Origin of the sequence: Paenibacillus cellulosilyticus, from assembly GCF_003182255.1 — a bacterium.
In the GTDB taxonomy this organism is placed as follows: Bacteria; Bacillota; Bacilli; order Paenibacillales; family Paenibacillaceae; genus Paenibacillus_T; species Paenibacillus_T cellulosilyticus.
Window position 1 is genome coordinate 152922 of record NZ_QGTQ01000003.1, and the last position, 15797, is coordinate 168718.

The 15797-nt window shown below is 54.5% G+C and carries 11 protein-coding genes; all 11 read left to right on the top strand.

What is annotated here, in order from left to right; all coding sequences use genetic code 11:
• Positions 1 to 1317: an LLM class flavin-dependent oxidoreductase gene (locus DFQ01_RS05775; protein ID WP_110042933.1), complete on the top strand. Its 1317-nt coding sequence runs from the start codon at positions 1 to 3 to the stop codon at positions 1315 to 1317.
• Positions 1318 to 1342: 25 nt separating this feature from the next.
• Positions 1343 to 2728, top strand: coding sequence for an ABC transporter substrate-binding protein (locus tag DFQ01_RS05780; protein WP_110042934.1), 1386 nt, complete (start codon positions 1343 to 1345; stop codon positions 2726 to 2728).
• A 68-nt stretch (positions 2729 to 2796) separates the two neighbouring features.
• Positions 2797 to 4131: an LLM class flavin-dependent oxidoreductase gene (locus tag DFQ01_RS05785; RefSeq protein WP_110042935.1), complete on the top strand. Its 1335-nt coding sequence runs from the start codon at positions 2797 to 2799 to the stop codon at positions 4129 to 4131.
• A gap of 37 nt (positions 4132 to 4168) precedes the next feature.
• Positions 4169 to 5587, top strand: coding sequence for an ABC transporter substrate-binding protein (locus tag DFQ01_RS05790; RefSeq protein WP_245946554.1), 1419 nt, complete (start codon positions 4169 to 4171; stop codon positions 5585 to 5587).
• A gap of 77 nt (positions 5588 to 5664) precedes the next feature.
• Positions 5665 to 6420, top strand: coding sequence for an NADPH-dependent oxidoreductase (locus DFQ01_RS05795; RefSeq protein ID WP_110042936.1), 756 nt, complete (start codon positions 5665 to 5667; stop codon positions 6418 to 6420).
• Positions 6421 to 6510: 90 nt separating this feature from the next.
• Positions 6511 to 7890 carry an LLM class flavin-dependent oxidoreductase gene (locus DFQ01_RS05800; protein ID WP_245946569.1) on the top strand — a complete coding sequence of 460 codons (1380 nt, stop codon included), beginning with the start codon at positions 6511 to 6513 and terminating at the stop codon, positions 7888 to 7890.
• Positions 7891 to 8351: 461 nt separating this feature from the next.
• Positions 8352 to 9314: an aldo/keto reductase family protein gene (locus DFQ01_RS05805; protein WP_110043269.1), complete on the top strand. Its 963-nt coding sequence runs from the start codon at positions 8352 to 8354 to the stop codon at positions 9312 to 9314.
• 207 nt (positions 9315 to 9521) lie between these two features.
• Positions 9522 to 10115 carry a PadR family transcriptional regulator gene (locus DFQ01_RS05810; protein ID WP_110042937.1) on the top strand — a complete coding sequence of 198 codons (594 nt, stop codon included), beginning with the start codon at positions 9522 to 9524 and terminating at the stop codon, positions 10113 to 10115.
• The gene (locus DFQ01_RS05815; RefSeq protein WP_245946555.1) at positions 10112 to 12013 is read left to right on the top strand and encodes an ABC transporter ATP-binding protein; all 1902 of its coding nucleotides are present in this window, start codon (positions 10112 to 10114) and stop codon (positions 12011 to 12013) included. Before DFQ01_RS05810 ends, DFQ01_RS05815 begins: the two co-directional genes overlap by 4 nt.
• Positions 12010 to 13776, top strand: coding sequence for an ABC transporter ATP-binding protein (locus DFQ01_RS05820; RefSeq protein WP_110042938.1), 1767 nt, complete (start codon positions 12010 to 12012; stop codon positions 13774 to 13776). The genes DFQ01_RS05815 and DFQ01_RS05820 overlap by 4 nt, the downstream gene beginning before the upstream one ends.
• Complete coding sequence (locus DFQ01_RS05825; RefSeq protein ID WP_245946556.1) at positions 13751 to 15679, top strand: ABC transporter ATP-binding protein; 1929 nt, start codon at positions 13751 to 13753, stop codon at positions 15677 to 15679. The genes DFQ01_RS05820 and DFQ01_RS05825 overlap by 26 nt, the downstream gene beginning before the upstream one ends.
• The last annotated feature ends 118 nt before the right edge of the window (positions 15680 to 15797 follow it).

A 15797-nucleotide genomic window follows, 5' to 3' on the forward strand; every position in this document is an offset into this window, starting at 1 on the left:
ATGAGCAAATCGAATCGCAAAGTGCATCTGAACGTGTTTCTCCGCGCAACGGGTCATCATGCAGGCGCATGGCGCCACCCTGATTCCCATCCTGAGCTTGAGCTCGATATCGAGTATCTCGCCAAGCTGGCGCAGATCGCTGAGCGAGGCAAGCTCGACTCCGTATTTCTTGCCGATGGTTATGCGGGAGGAGGCAGCAAGCTGGAGCCCTTCACGCTGCTGTCTGCGCTTGCGACGGTCACGAAGAACATCGGCCTGATCGCGACGGTCGGCACGGTCTACAATGAGCCCTTCCATGTGGCGCGGCAATTCGCCTCGCTCGACCATATTAGCGGCGGCAGAGCCGGCTGGAATATCGTCACCGGCGCAGGCTCGGCTGCACATAACTTCAGCCGCGACGAGCATCCCGAGCATGCGCATCGCTACGAAACAGGCGAAGAGTTCGTGGAGGTTGTGAAGCAGCTGTGGGACAGCTGGGAGGATGACGCGCTTTTGTACGACAAGCAGGGCGGCAAGCTGGTCGATGCGAACAAAGTGCACGAGATTAACTTCAAGGGTCGGACCTATTCGGTCAAAGGGCCGCTGAACATTCCGCGGCCGCCGCAAGGTTATCCGGTGCTGGTGCAAGCCGGCTCGTCCGAGCTTGGCAAGGAGCTGGCGGCGAAGACGGCCGAAGTTATTTTCACGGCGCAGCAAACGTTTGACGCGGGCCGAGAATTTTACAGCGATGTGAAATCACGACTTGCTCGCTATGGCCGGACGGCGGATGAGCTCGTCATTCTGCCAGGGCTTGCACCAATCGTCGCCGATACGGAGGCGGAAGCACGCGATATCGAAGAAGAGCTGCACAGCTACGTAGATACGAAGCGGGCGCTTGAGAATTTGTCCGAACGGTTCACCGTCAATCTGAACGATTACGATCTGGATGATCTTGTCCCGCTCGACAAAGCGAAGCCATCCGAGGCGTTCAACGGCATTCGCAGCCGACAAGAGGTCATTATCGATGCGGCTCGCCGCGAGAGCTTTACGATTCGCCAGCTGCTCTATCGCAGCAACGGCGGGCACGGTCATATTACGTTTACCGGCTCGGTGCTTCAAACGGCCGATCTCATTGAGAAATGGTTCAACAATCAGGCAGCCGATGGCTTCAACGTACTGCCCCAGCTGTTCCCGACGGGACTCGAGACATTCGTCGACAAGGTTATTCCAGAGCTTCAGAACCGCGGGTTGTTCCGTACGGAATATGAAGGCACGACGCTGCGCGAGAGCTTGGGACTTCAGCGGCGGGCGAATGTTCGCCATCAATTAAGCAGTTAATAGACGGTTCAGGAGTGGATGCCATATGAGGACAAAAATAAGCGCATTGTTGGTCACTGTACTGTTCGCAACGGTGCTGACGGCGTGCGGCGGTTCGAATAAGGAGACAAGCGCGGGGACGGATTCTGGCAGTGCGTCAGCTTCGTCGGGCGATACAAGCGGCGGAACGGCAGAACAGGCCGATTTCAAGAAGCTCGGTGACGAGCCGCTTAAGCTGACCTTCTATAGCACGGGTGCTACGTTCACAGATACCGAATTCAACACGCTCATTGCGGACCCGATCCATAAGAAATATCCGAATGTGACGATCGAGCGGATTACGCCAGCAGCGACAACAACGCCGGAGGAAGTATTGTCGACACATGTGCCGGACATTATCTTTGGCAGCGTGCAGCAGCGTGTCATCCGAACTGGCGTCTATCAGGATTTGCGCGAGCTGATCAAGAAGCACAACTTCGATCTGAGTCGATTGAAGCCGATCGGTATTAACTACATCAAGGAAATTACGAAGGGCGATGGCGATGCGATTCTCGCGCTGCCGTTCAATATCAATCAGCACATTATGTATTACAACAAGGACATCTTCGATAAGTTCGGTGTCCCGTATCCGACGGACAAGCAGTTGACGTGGGATGAAGCGGTCGAGCTTGGCGCGAAGCTGACGCGCACCGAGAATGGCGTTAATTACATCGGTCTTGCGGTGGATAATCTGACCGGTCTGTCCAAGTCGCTCGGATTGCCATATTTGGATCGGGAGACAGGACAAGCGGCACTCGATACACCGGATTGGCTGCGCGTGTTCGAGCTGCAGAAGAAAATATTCGAAACGCCGGGCTATATTACGCCGGATGGAACCTGGAACTGGACACGGGATCACTTTATGAAGGATCAGAACATTGCGATGCGCGTATCTTGGCTCGCTAACATGGTCGGACCGCTGGAGGAGCTGCGCCAGCAGGGGGTTGAGTTCAACTGGGATATAGCGCCAGCGCCGACCTTCAGCGATCATCTCGGACAGACGAGGGAAGCGCAAATTCACGCCATTGCCATCAACAGCCAAAGTCCGCATAAGGACGAGGCTTTCCAAGTCATCGCTGAGATTCTGTCCGATGATGGCCAACGTATTATCGCTAGGAATGGCCGCGTGCCTGCTATCATTAATCCGGACCTCGAGAAGGAATATGGCGCAGACATCCCGGTGCTGCAAGGGAAGACGGTTCAAAACGTCTTTATCGGAGAACCGCTGCAGGAGCACTTCATTCATCCTTATGAATCGGAAATTTCGAAACGTTTGACGGAAGCAGCGGAGGATTTGGCGATTCACGGCTTAGATGTCAACTCGGCGATTCGGAAGGCGACGGACGCGATCAACAAGGATGTCGAGACATTGAAGACGACAATCGGGCAGTAGGTTGGATCGTCGACGGAGATGACGAAGCAATTAATGAGGAAGTTCAATGGCAAGGAGTGATTAGAGCCATGAGTAATAAGCATAGACAGTTGAATCTGAATGCTTTCCTGTACGGGACCGGCCACCACGAGGCATCGTGGCGGCTTCCCGAAACCTCGCCGGAGCGCAGTCTGGACTTCGAGCATGTGCTTCGAATCGTACAGACGGCTGAGCGCGGCTTGCTGGATTCCGTGTTTCTCGCGGATGGCTATTCTGGCCGCTCCAACAAGCTGGAGCCGTTCACGCAGCTGGCTGCTTTGGCAAGCCGGACGAAGCATATTGGCCTTATCGCGACGGTTGGCACGACGTACAACGAGCCGTTCCATGTGGCGCGTAAGTTCGCTTCGCTGGACCATATCAGCAAAGGCCGCGCGGGGTGGAATATCGTGACGGGCTCTGGTTCGGCGGCGGAAAACTTCAGTCGGGAGGAGCATCCTGAGCATTCGCTGCGATACGAAGAGGCGGACGAATTCGTTGAAGTGGTGAAGCAGCTGTGGGACAGCTGGGAGGATGATGCGGTGCTCAATGATAAAGCCTCTGGCACGCGCATCGAACGCAGCAAGGTCCACAAGATTGATTACAAGGGCAGCTATTACAGTGTTCAAGGACCGCTCAATATTGCCCGGCCGCCGCAAGGCTATCCGGTGCTCGTCCAGGCAGGCTCCTCCGAGAGCGGCCGAGAGTTCGCGGCCAAGGTCGCAGAGGTGATCTTCACCGCGCATCAAAGCATTGGAAGCGCGCAGGCGTTTTATTCCGATGTGAAATCGAGGCTGGCCAAATACGGCCGGACACCGGATCAGCTTAAGATTTTGCCGGGCATAAGCCCGATTCTGGCCGATACGGTGGAGGAAGCGAAGGAGATCGAGAATCAGCTGTTCGAGTTCGTGAACAAGGAAGGCGCCATTAAGCGTTTGTCGGAACGGCTAGGTATCGACCTATCCGATTATCCGCTGGATAAACCGCTGTCGCTGGAGGGTGTACGCCAAACGGATGATGTGAACGGCAATAAGAGCCGCCATCAGCTCATTCTCGATCTCATAGAAGACGAAAGTCTGACGCTGAAGCAGCTTGTGAATCGACTGGCTGGCGCGCGTGGTCATTTCACATTCACAGGTACGCCGCTGCAGCTAGCGGACGTCATCGAAACTTGGTTCCTGAATGGTGCGGCGGACGGCTTCAATGTGATGCCGCAGATTTATCCGAGCGGGCTGGAAGTGTTCGTCGACAAGGTTATTCCAGAGCTGCAGAACCGCGGAATGTTCCGAACCGCCTATGAAGGCCATACGCTGCGGGACAACTTAGGCTTGGCACGGCCGGCGAATGAGCGCCATCGGGCTCATGCCGTGAATGAATCGATAGGTTAAAACTGTGCTGTTATTACACTAGAGGAGAGATTACATCGTGAAAAAACTTACACTAAGCGCCATCGTACTGCTGCTCGTCATGCTGACGGCAGCATGCGGTAACAGCGGAGGTGATGGGAAGGGCGGCGAGAGCAAGACGGAATCATCTTCCGCGAATGCTGCCCAAACGGATTCTAGCAAGGAGGATGCCGCCCCAACTGCTGAAGCGGAGCAGGCGGATTTCAAGAGGTTGGGCGATGAGCCGTTAACGCTGTCGTTCTACAGCACAAGTGGTACGTTCCCGGATACTGAGTTCAAGACGCTCATTGCCGACCCCATCCATAAGAAATATCCGAACGTGACGATTGAGCGCATTACGCCAGCGGCGGATACGACAGTGGAGGAGGTGCTGTCCACTCATACGCCAGACATTATTTATTCGTCTTCCACAACGCATCAGGAAGTCATTCGGACAGGCGCTTATGAGGATTTGCGTGAGCTGATCAAGCGTCACAACTTCGATGTGACGCGGATCAAGCCGATTCTGTGGAACTACATCACGGAGATCACGAAGGGCAAAGGCGACCAGATTTATGCGATTCCATTCAACTCCAATCAGCATGTGCTCTACTATAACAAAGATATTTTCGATAAATTCGGCGTTGAATATCCAACGGATGAGCAGCAGACATGGGATCAGATCCTCGAGATTGCCAAGAAATTGACGCGTACCGAGAACGGCGTTCACTATATCGGCTTGTCCGTTGACAATCTGACGGGTCTTGCCAAAGGATTAGGTCTGCCTATTCTCGATCACGAGACCGGCAATGCAGCGCTGGATACGCCTGAATGGCATCGTATCTTCGAGCTGAATAAGCAGATTTTCGAAATCCCTGGCTATATAACGCCAGAGGGGACGTGGAACTGGGGCCGCGATCAGTTCATGAAGGATCAGGTCGTTGCGATGCGCGTCACGTGGCTGGCAAACATGGTCGGACCGCTGGAGGAGCTTCGACAGCAGGGCGTAGAGTTCAACTGGGACATTGCGCCGGCGCCAAACTTCGAGGATCAGCTGGGCAAGACGCGGGAGGCACAAGTCCATACGCTGTCCGTGAACAGCCAGAGCAAGCATAAGGATGAGGCTTTCCAGGTTATCGCCGAGATCTTGTCGGATGATGGCCAGCGCATTCTCGCAAGAAACGGTCGTATTCCTGCGATTACTAATCCAGATCTGGAGAAGGAATACGGCCTCGACATTCCAGTGCTGCAGGGTAAGAAGGTTCAGAACGTGTTCATCGGAACACCACTGCAGGAGCATTACTTCCATCCATTCGAGACGAGTATCTCGAGTAGACTAACCGAGGCCGCCGAGGATCTAGCAGTCAACGGATTGGATGTCAACTCCGTCATTCGCAAGACGTCTGATGCGATCAACAAAGATGTTGAGACGCTGCGGACGACATATGGAGATCAATAACCGACAGGAGGCGGGCAGAGGAGGCGTTTCGAGCGCCCCCTCGGTCTCGCTTACCCGCGCTCATAAGGAGAGTTACGATGAACGATACAATCGCATTGTTGCAGAACCACCGTTCCATCCGCAAGTTCAAGGATACAGTCATTCCGGAGGAGCAGATCAAGCAGATTGTGCTCTCCGGACAGGCGGCATCGACGTCCTCCAATATTCAAGCGTACAGCGTCGTCGTCGTGAAGGACCCGGTGAAGAAGCAGAAGCTGTCCGAGCTGTCCGGCAATCAACAACAAATAGTGGAGAGTCCGGTATTCCTGATCTGGTTGGCGGATTTGAACAAAATTCAAACGGCAATTCGGCTGCACGAGGACGTGGAGCTGAAGCAAAATGTCGAGACGTTCCTGCTCGGCACGATCGATGCGACGCTCGCAGCTCAGAACGCTGCAATAGCAGCCGAATCGCTCGGATATGGCATCGTCTATATTGGCGGTATTCGCAACAATCCGCAGCAGGTGACGGAGCTGCTCGAACTTCCGCCGCTTGTGTATCCCGTGTTTGGCTTGAGCATCGGTGTTCCCGATCAGGAGCCTGATCTTCGTCCGCGTCAACCGCTTGAGGCGGTCTATCACGAGGAGACTTATCACAATGAGCGGGTGGTTAGCGCTATTCGTGACTACGATGAAGTTACTCGCCACTACTATGCTACGCGCAAGGGCGGCGTTGGCAGAGGCGGTGAGCAGGAGACGATCTGGTCCCGCGAGATGCTCCGACGTTTCAATTCCGATAGGCAGCGCGGTCATTTGCACGGCTTCCTGACCGACCGAGGCTTCGAGCTGAAATAATCGACCATTCAAATGATGAGGAAAGACGAGGTGTCTCGCTTGAGTTTAAGTCATCCACAACAGGCGAAAAAGGCGCATTTTAATGCATTTATGAGAGGCTCCGGGCATCATTCTGCTGCTTGGAAGCATCCCGATTCCAATCCGAAGGAGGATCTGGATCTCGACTACTACGCGAAAATTGCGCAGATTGCAGAACGTGGCTTGTTCGATTCGCTGTTCATGGCGGATAACTATTCGGGCTTGGGCCGGCGGCTGGAGCCATTCACGCTGCTGTCTGCGCTCGCGGCGCTGACGAAGCATGTTGGTTTTATCGCGACGGTCAGCACGACGTATAACGATCCGTATCATGTCGCTCGGAAGTTCGCTTCGCTGGATCATATCAGCAAAGGCCGAGCGGCATGGAACATCGTCACCGGTCATTCCAAGGAGGATGCTGAGAACCTCAGCAGACTTGAGCATCCCGATGTTGCGAAGCGCTATGAGATCGGCGACGAGTTCGTCGAAGTGACGAAGCAGCTGTGGGACAGCTGGGAGGAAGACGCACTAATCTATGACCGTGATACTGGCATTGCGCTTGATTCGAGCAAGGTGTACGAGATCAAGTTCCAAGGTCAGTATTACAACGTAAAAGGACCACTGAACATCCCGAGACCGCCGCAAGGCTATCCGGTGCTCGTACAAGCGGGATCATCCGAGAATGGTAAGGAGCTCGCTGCGAAGACAGCTGAGGTCATCTTTACCGCTCAGCAGACGCTTGGCGCTGCGCAGGAATTTTACTCGGATGTCAAAGGCCGCTTATCCAGGTATGGCCGTACGCCAGACCAGCTCCTCATCATGCCGGGCCTAAGCCCGATCGTAGCCGATACGGAGGCCGAGGCGAGAGACATTGAGGACGAGTTCAACGCACTGCTCAATCCGAAGCAGGCGCTGAAGCGGCTGTCGAACTATTTTACAGTCGACCTGACCGAGTATTCGCTCGACAGCCTCGTACCCGTCGACAAGGCGAAGCCGTATGGCACGATCACAACGGGTATTACAAGCCGCCAAGAGGTTGTCGTTGACGCCGCGAAGCGGGACAACATGACGATCCGGCAGTTTCTCGCAAGAAGCGCGGCTGCCCACGGTCATGTCTCGTTCACCGGCTCCGTCATCCAGACGGCTGATTTCATCGAGAAATGGATTCGCAACAACGGCGCCGACGGCTTCAACATTCTCCCGCACATCTATTACACAGGACTGGAGACGTTCGTCGACAAAGTCGTTCCCGAGCTCCAAAACCGCGGCCTTTTTCGCACGGCCTACGAGGGCACCACACTCCGCGAAAACCTCGGCCTCGCGCGCCCCGAGAACAAAAACCGCGCGATCTGGGCGCTCCGCAGAGAGTTGGAGCAGGAGCAGCAGAAGCAGCAAGAACAACAGAAGGAGCGGCAACAAGACCAGCAACAAGAGCAGCAGCAGAAGGCTCAGTAAGAGCGCGGGCCGAGGAAACGCTATTTGCAGCTAATCAGCCCCCGAGGGCTCTAAGGAACGCAGATGCGCTTATTTGATGGTTTTTCTCGCATGAAGCCTGAACTTTGACCGAATCGCGACTGTTTATGTAATCTCTTTCGACAAGTCGTAACTCCCCAGCAGAACTGGAAAGCGTGTCCCACAGGGACGAAAGCGGGTATTTGCTCGCATGTTAGGTCTCATCGAATTCGTCTGCAAGCACTTATACGTTTCTAGAGTACTCAAACGTAAAGCGTGTCCCGAAGGGGACTAAAGCGAGCACACGCTCATCGGTATATAGACCAGTCATTCCGGGGTCCCGGGGTTGGAAACCCCGGGGGCCCTCCCTTGCAGGGAGGGTTTGGGTGGGTAGAAGTCCCGAGGGTTTGGGTGGGTAGAAAATCTAGTGAGTAGAAAAATTTAGGAGGTCTTATAAAATGTCAATCCAATATCGTAACTTAGGTGCAAGCGGTTTGAAAGTAAGTGAAATCAGCCTCGGCAGCTGGCTGACGTATGGCGGTTATGTCGAGCGCGAGAACGCGGTCCAGTCCATTCGCAAGGCGTACGAGCTAGGCGTCAATTTCTTCGATACGGCCAATGTGTATGCGAAGGGTGAAGCGGAGCGCGTAGTCGGCGAGACGCTGCGTGACTATGAACGTGAGTCGTATGTGCTCGCGACGAAGGTATACGGCAGAATCGGCGATGGTCCGAACGACCGAGGCTTATCCCGCAAGCATGTCATCGAGTCGGCGAACGCCAGCTTGAAGCGGCTTGGCTTGGATTATGTAGATGTGCTGTACAGTCATCGTTTCGATGCCGAGACGCCGCTGGAGGAGACGCTCCGTGCTTTCGAGGATCTGGTCCGCCAAGGCAAGGTGCTTTATGTAGGCGTGAGCGAGTGGACAGCAGCTCAAATTACGGAGGCGTTCGCGATCGCGGACAAATATTTGCTCGACCGTATCGTCGTTAATCAGCCGATCTACAACTTGTTCGAGCGTTATATCGAGAAAGAGATTATTCCGCTTGGCCTGAAGAAAGGGTTCGGCCAGGTCGTCTTCTCGCCGCTGGCGCAAGGGCTGCTAACGGGCAAATATTCGTCGAACGCCCAGGTGCCAGCTGATTCGCGCGCTGCGAAGCACGATAATTTCAAAAATAAGCTTACGGAAGAGAAGCTTGCGAAGGTTGAGCAGCTGCAAACGATCGCCCGCGAGCTCGACATTACGGTAGGCCAGCTCTCGCTCGCTTGGATTCTGAGACAGTCAAACGTATCGAGTGCCCTCGTTGGTGCGAGCCGTCCAGAGCAGGTGGAGGAGAACGTGAAGGCGTCCGGTATCGTGCTGGATGAATCTACACTGAATCGAATTGCGGATATTATCGAGAACAACCCGGTGCCTTCAAGAGCGTAGTTGTTTTCGATTCGAACTAGCGGTTATAAGTGGAATGCGAACAAGCTCCAGTAAACCGATCGTTTACTGGAGCTTGTTATGCGTGCAGACTAGTCGATTTGATCGTCAGGGAAGGATTGCCAAATAACGATATTGCCAGATAACGATATATCGCATAGAATAAAACCATAATCAATACGATATATCGCTAATGGGGCGTGATACAACATGTCAAAGGAATGGCAGCAGGAAGAACGATTGTTTTTGCACTTGGGGAATGAACGGGACACGAATGGTTCCGGTAAACGGTATTTCAGCCGGGGCGGTGTCAAATACGCACTGCTGGAGCTGCTGCAGCAGGAGAATATGCACGGCTATCAGATGATGAAAGCGCTGGAGGAGCAGTCTGGCGGCACGTATAAACCGAGCGCTGGCTCGATTTATCCGACGCTGCAGATGCTGCGGGATCAAGGCTTCGTTACGGCATCGAAGATCGACGGTAAGAAAGTGTTCGAGATTACGGACGACGGACGTGCCTATCTGCTTGAAGAACGGGACAATGAGGAGAATCATGCATCCGGCGAGGAGCGCCAGGAACAGGGTTTTGCCGAAGAGGAAGAAGCTCGGCCTGAAGGGGTCCGCCGGAATCGCCGGCTGACGCCGAAGGGCAAGGAGCTGCTGCATCTCCTCAAGGCAGCGGAACGTGCGGCGCTTACCGATCCAGATAAAGCACAGGCTTTGCGCACCATTCTGCACGGTTTGCTCGTATCGCTGCGGCATATTACGGAAGGCACGGAGCAGGGAAGGGAGGCTTCCCAATGAGCGGGCCGAATCCGATGCCCGGCCAGTTCCGTCCAGGCGGCGGAATGGGTGGCGGCGGAATGAGACGTTTTGGAACGGGCGAGAAAGTGAAGCCGGCGAGCATCTATGGGATGTTCGTCCGCATTTTCGCGCATGTCCGAGTGCAGTGGAAAGCATTGGTCATCTCGATCATCTGCTTAACCGCCATCTCGCTGCTGCAGTTCGCTATTCCGCAATTAACGCGCGTCACCATCGACCACATCATTCCGGACCAGGCTTATAACAAGCTGTTTCTCATCGCCATCGGTATTCTTGGCTCGGCAGCGCTGCTAGGCGTTCTCGGTTACTTCAGTACTTCGCTCATTGCTTCGATTGGGCAGAAGGTGCTGTACGATCTGCGCAACGACTTGTACCGCCATCTGCAGAGCATGGACATATCCTTCTTCGACCGCAATCGGACCGGTGACCTGATGTCCCGCGTCACCAACGATGTTAATATTCTTCAGCAAATGATTTCCTCCAGCATGATGCAGCTTGTAACGGACTTATTCACCTTCACGGCTATCGCGCTTTATATGCTGTGGATTGACTGGCGTTTAACGCTGCTGCTGCTTGCGACTTTCCCTTGCATGCTGCTGACGACGCGGTTGTTCGGCAAGCGGATGCGCGCTTCGTTCCGTACCGTTCAAGAATCGGTAGCGGATGTGAGCGACCATCTGCAGAACGCATTGACTGGCATTCGACTGATCAAATCGTTCACTGCCGAGCAATACGAGGAAGAACGGTTCGCCAAGCGAACAGAGCGCAACATGGATGCCAACATCCAAGTGGTACGTCTGCGGGCGGCTTATGAACCGATTATCGATTTTCTCAATTTCGTCGGGTTGGCCATCGTGCTCGTGTTCGGCGCATGGCTCGCGATGAAGGGCCATATGACGGTCGGTACGATCGTCGCGTTCACCGCATACTTACGTCTGCTGCAAAATCCGATTCGCCATTTCAGCCGGATTATGAATACGATCCAGCAAGCGGCGGCGGGCTATGAGCGGATCATGGAGATTTTGAACACGAAGGCGGAGGTTATCGAGAAGCTGGACGCTGTTCGATTGCCGCCAGTTGACGGGCGCATCGTATTCGACAAGGTCGATTTTGCCTACAATCGAGATTCGTCTGTCCTGTCGCAGTTCGATCTGACGCTTGAAGCGGGACAAATTACAGCGCTCGTTGGCTCCTCTGGTTCAGGCAAGTCGACAATTGCGCATCTCATTGCAAGATTTTACGATCCGCAGAGCGGCTCCATCACCGTAGACGGCCTCGGCTTGAAGGATGTTACACTGTCCTCGCTGCGCGAGCAGATCGGGATTGTCTCGCAAGATATTATTTTGTTCAACGGCTCGATTATGGACAATATTCGTTACGGCCGTTTGGATGCAACGGAGGAGGAAGTACACGCTGCAGCAGATGCGGCGAATGCCAGCGACTTCATTGCGTCGTTCCCGCAGGGCTACGAGACGATGATCGGCGAACGCGGCGTGAAGCTGTCGGGCGGCCAGAAGCAGCGGATCTCGATCGCAAGAGCGATTCTTAAGAACCCGCGCATCATCATTCTCGACGAAGCGACGGCATCGCTTGATACCGAGTCCGAGCAGCACATTCAAGAGGCGCTGGCGAAGCTGCTGAAGGGCCGCACTTGTCTCGTTATTGCGCATCGTCTATCTACGATTCAGCAGGCGGATCGCATCTACGTGCTGGAGCAGGGACAGATTGTCGAGAGCGGCAGCCATGCAGAGCTTCTCCAGCTGTCCGGACGTTACAAACAGCTGTATGAGCTGCAATTTCCGAAGAAGGGGCGCAGCGAAAGCGACAGCAGCAGCGTAGGGAAGAAGACGACTCATCATAGGGAAGTGAAGGCGTTGTGAAACCAAAACGGATTTTACTCGATTTTTTCCGCGCGACTTGGTACTTTTATTTGCTTTCTTTATGCTTTCATCTCATATCCAATCTGATCAACGTGTTCTATCCGAAGGTGCTTGGCAGCTTCACCGATAAGCTCCAACAAGGCGGGCTGACGCATGATCTCATCATTCATTACAGCGTGCTGCTGCTTCTGATCGGCGCGGGCGCGGTGCTGTTCAACGGCATCGCAATGTATTTCATTATGTATGTCGGGCGCAAATTCGAATTCAACGTCCGCGGCGGCTTGTTCCAGCATTTCACAGGGATGGGCGAGCGGTTTTATTCGAAAAATGGGGTCGGCAAGCTGCTCAGCTACTTCATGAACGACGTAACGGCGGTGCGCGAGTCGATATCCATGGGCTTCAACGCTACAACGAATGCTGCGATGCTTATCATTTCGGCGGTTACGATGATGATCATTAGCGGCATTCCGGTCTATTTGATCGCGGCATCGGTGTTCCCGCTTCTGCTCATTCCGTTCATCGTTGTTTATCTAGGTCCGATTATTCGGAAGCGGTCGATGGAGGTACAGGAGGCACTCGGTACGATGACCGAAACTGCTGAGGAGCAGTTCGGCGGCATCCGCGTGACGAAGAAATTCGCGGTTGAACCGATCATGAACGAGCGGTTCGGGAAGACGGTCGAACAGATTCGCCGCAATCAGCTTCGGCTTGTGCGCGTATCCTCGTTCTTCCAAGCGCTGATCCCGCTTCTTGGCACGATCGCACTTATAATTGCGCTCGCACTCGGCGGGTATCTGACGATTACGCAGCATGTTTCGCTCGGTAATTTCGTCGCGTTGACGCTTTACGTGCGGATGATGATGAACCCGCTGCAGCAGATCGGCAACGTCATCAACTCGATTCAACGCTCGCGGGCGTCGCTGGAGCGGCTTAACGCGCTGCTCTCGCAGCAGCCCGACATCGTCGAGAACGACGGAGCGAAGGCGATCGATCTCTCGCATGCGGATATTAAGATCGAGAATCTGACGTTTACGTACAATCCAGATTCAGCGCCGGTCCTCCAAGATATTAATGTTCATATTAAGTCTGGGATGACGCTTGGCATTATCGGCCGAACGGGAAGCGGCAAGACGACGCTGATGAAGCTGCTGCTTCGCACGTACGATCCAGCGCCGGGGACGATTCGTTATGGCGATACGGATGTCCGGGATCTAACGCTCGAGAGCTTGCGCACACAGGTGGCGTATGTGCCGCAGGATGGCTTTCTGTTCAGTACGACGATTCGGGAAAATATAGCGTTCTACAAGCGCGACTCCGCGCTGTCGGACGTAGAGACGGCCGCGCAGCAGGCGCAAATCTACAGCAATGTCGTCGATCTGCCTGACCGCTTCGAGACGCGGCTCGGTGAGCGGGGGCTGACGCTGTCCGGCGGCCAGCGCCAGCGCACGAGCCTTGCCCGCGGCTTGATCAAGAACGCGCCAGTCATCATTCTCGATGACAGCGTGAGCGCCGTAGACGCGGTGACGGAGAAGGACATTATCGCTTCGATTCAGAAGGAGCGCCATCAGAAGACGACGATTATCATCGCGCATCGGATTAGTGCCATCAAGCATGCGGACGAAATTATCGTGCTTGATGGCGGTGTGATCGTGCAGCGAGGCACACACGACCAGCTGCTGCATGAAGAGGAGGGGCTGTACGCTGCCCTTCATGCGATTCAGGAGGAGGGAAGTCTGCATGCGACCGGCACAAGCCATTCATAATTGGCAGATGGATCAGAAGGCGGACGTCAATCAGCCTGAGCCGAAGCCGCAGTATGTCTCAGCGTTCCGAGCGATGTCCGGCTACATCCGGCCTCATCTATGGGGCTTCACGTTAGTACTCTGCTGTACCATCATTGCGATTTTATCGGATCTGCTGCAGCCATACCTGATGAAGATCGCGATCGACGACAATCTGATGGCTGGCAAAAACGACTTTAGCGCACTGCTCATCATCTGCTTCGTATACTTAGGATTGTCGCTATCCAGCTTCGTGTTCTCTTACATTCAGAACAACGTGCTCCAAGGCATCGGGCAGAGCATCGTCTCCCGCATTCGGAAGCAGCTGTTCGGCCATATCATGAAGCAGTCGATGGGCTACTTCGATCGGACGTCGAGCGGCAGCCTCATTACGCACGTATCGAGCGATACCGAGGCGCTGAACCAATTTTTCAACCAAGTGTTACTGAGCTTGTTCCGCGACGGATTGACGCTTGTGCTCATCTTCGTCATGATGTTCAGGCTTGATGCGACGCTTGCGCTCTATTGCTTAATTCTAATGCCGATCATTGCGGTCATCGCGATCGCGTTCCGTTCGTTCATGCGGACGACCTATCAGTTGGCGCGTACGAGGCTGTCTCGGATGGTCGCTTTCGTTGCCGAGAACCTGTCGGGCATGCATCTTATTCAAGTGTTTCATCAGCAGAAGGAACAGGAGAAGCAGTTCAACGAGCGCAACAAGCTTTATTTTCAGGCCAATCTGCGTGAGATTCGAACGAACGTCTTATTCGGACGTACCTTCGATATATTGAGCAATCTGTCGGTTGCGTGTATAACGTGGATCGGGGGCAGCGCGGTGCTTGGCCATCATCTCGAATTCGGGGTGCTGTATGCGTTCATCACGTATATCCGCCAGTTCTTCCAGCCGATCAACACGATTACGCAGCAGTGGAACACGCTTCAGTCGGCGACGGTGGCGATCACGCGGATTTGGACGATCTTTGCGACGAAGCCCGATATTGAGGATCGCGTGGAAGGACAAGACGATGTCGCAGCTGCCTCAGAGTCTGGTAAGAAGAAGGCGAATGGGCTGAGACAAATGACGCTGGCGACCGCACGGGGACAGGAAGCGGTAGACGAGGAGAACGGGCTTGTGCTTGGCGACGTGAAAGGCGACATTGCCTTCGAGCATATCTCGTTCAGCTATGAGGAGGGCATTCCGATCATCCGGGAGCTCGATCTGCATATCTCTCCGGGCGAACTCATCGGGGTTGTAGGCACGACTGGCGCGGGCAAAAGCTCGCTCATCAGCTTGCTGTGCCGCTTCTACGATGTGCAGGAGGGCAGCATCCGCATCGATGGTACGGATGTGCGTGACATTCCGCAGGCAACGCTTCATCGACTGGTTGGACTTGTCCAGCAGGAGCCTTACCTATACTCAGGCAGCATTATCGATAACGTCCGGATGTTCGACGAGACGATTACGCGCGAGGAAGTGATCGCGGCTTGCGAATTCGTCGGTGCGGATGCGATTGTTCAGAAGCTGCCGGAAGGCTACGATACGAAGCTGTCCGAACGGGGCAGCGGCTTGTCCGCAGGCGAGCGGCAGTTGATCTCCTTCGCCCGCATTATCGTGTTCAAGCCAAAAGTGCTCATTCTGGACGAGGCGAGCGCCAATCTGGACTCGCAGACGGAGCAGCTCATTCAGAATGCGCTGAACGTCGTGTCTCAGCAGCGGACGACGATCGTTATCGCTCACCGGCTGTCTACCATCATGCAAGCTGACCGGATTATCGTCATGAGCCGCGGTCAGATCGTCGAGCAGGGCAATCATCATGAGCTCATTGAGCTTGGCGGTCAGTATCGGGAGCTGTATGAGCATTCGCAGGGGCAGATTGCAGGCTAGCACTTGTTTGCTGCATGGAGTGCATGCGGATGCAAATGCGTCAGTACGAAGGCGACGGCACATGCCGACATAGGCATTTGGAAAATAGATGGATGGTTTATCAAATATGTCGGAGGAG

Coding starts and splice junctions, on each gene's coding strand:
- DFQ01_RS05825 (WP_245946556.1), top strand. CDS start 13,751: ATGCGACCGGCACAAGCCATTCATAATTGGCAGATGGATCAGAAGGCG.
- DFQ01_RS05785 (WP_110042935.1), top strand. CDS start 2,797: ATGAGTAATAAGCATAGACAGTTGAATCTGAATGCTTTCCTGTACGGG.
- DFQ01_RS05800 (WP_245946569.1), top strand. CDS start 6,511: ATGAGAGGCTCCGGGCATCATTCTGCTGCTTGGAAGCATCCCGATTCC.
- DFQ01_RS05780 (WP_110042934.1), top strand. CDS start 1,343: ATGAGGACAAAAATAAGCGCATTGTTGGTCACTGTACTGTTCGCAACG.
- DFQ01_RS05810 (WP_110042937.1), top strand. CDS start 9,522: ATGTCAAAGGAATGGCAGCAGGAAGAACGATTGTTTTTGCACTTGGGG.
- DFQ01_RS05775 (WP_110042933.1), top strand. CDS start 1: ATGAGCAAATCGAATCGCAAAGTGCATCTGAACGTGTTTCTCCGCGCA.
- DFQ01_RS05795 (WP_110042936.1), top strand. CDS start 5,665: ATGAACGATACAATCGCATTGTTGCAGAACCACCGTTCCATCCGCAAG.
- DFQ01_RS05815 (WP_245946555.1), top strand. CDS start 10,112: ATGAGCGGGCCGAATCCGATGCCCGGCCAGTTCCGTCCAGGCGGCGGA.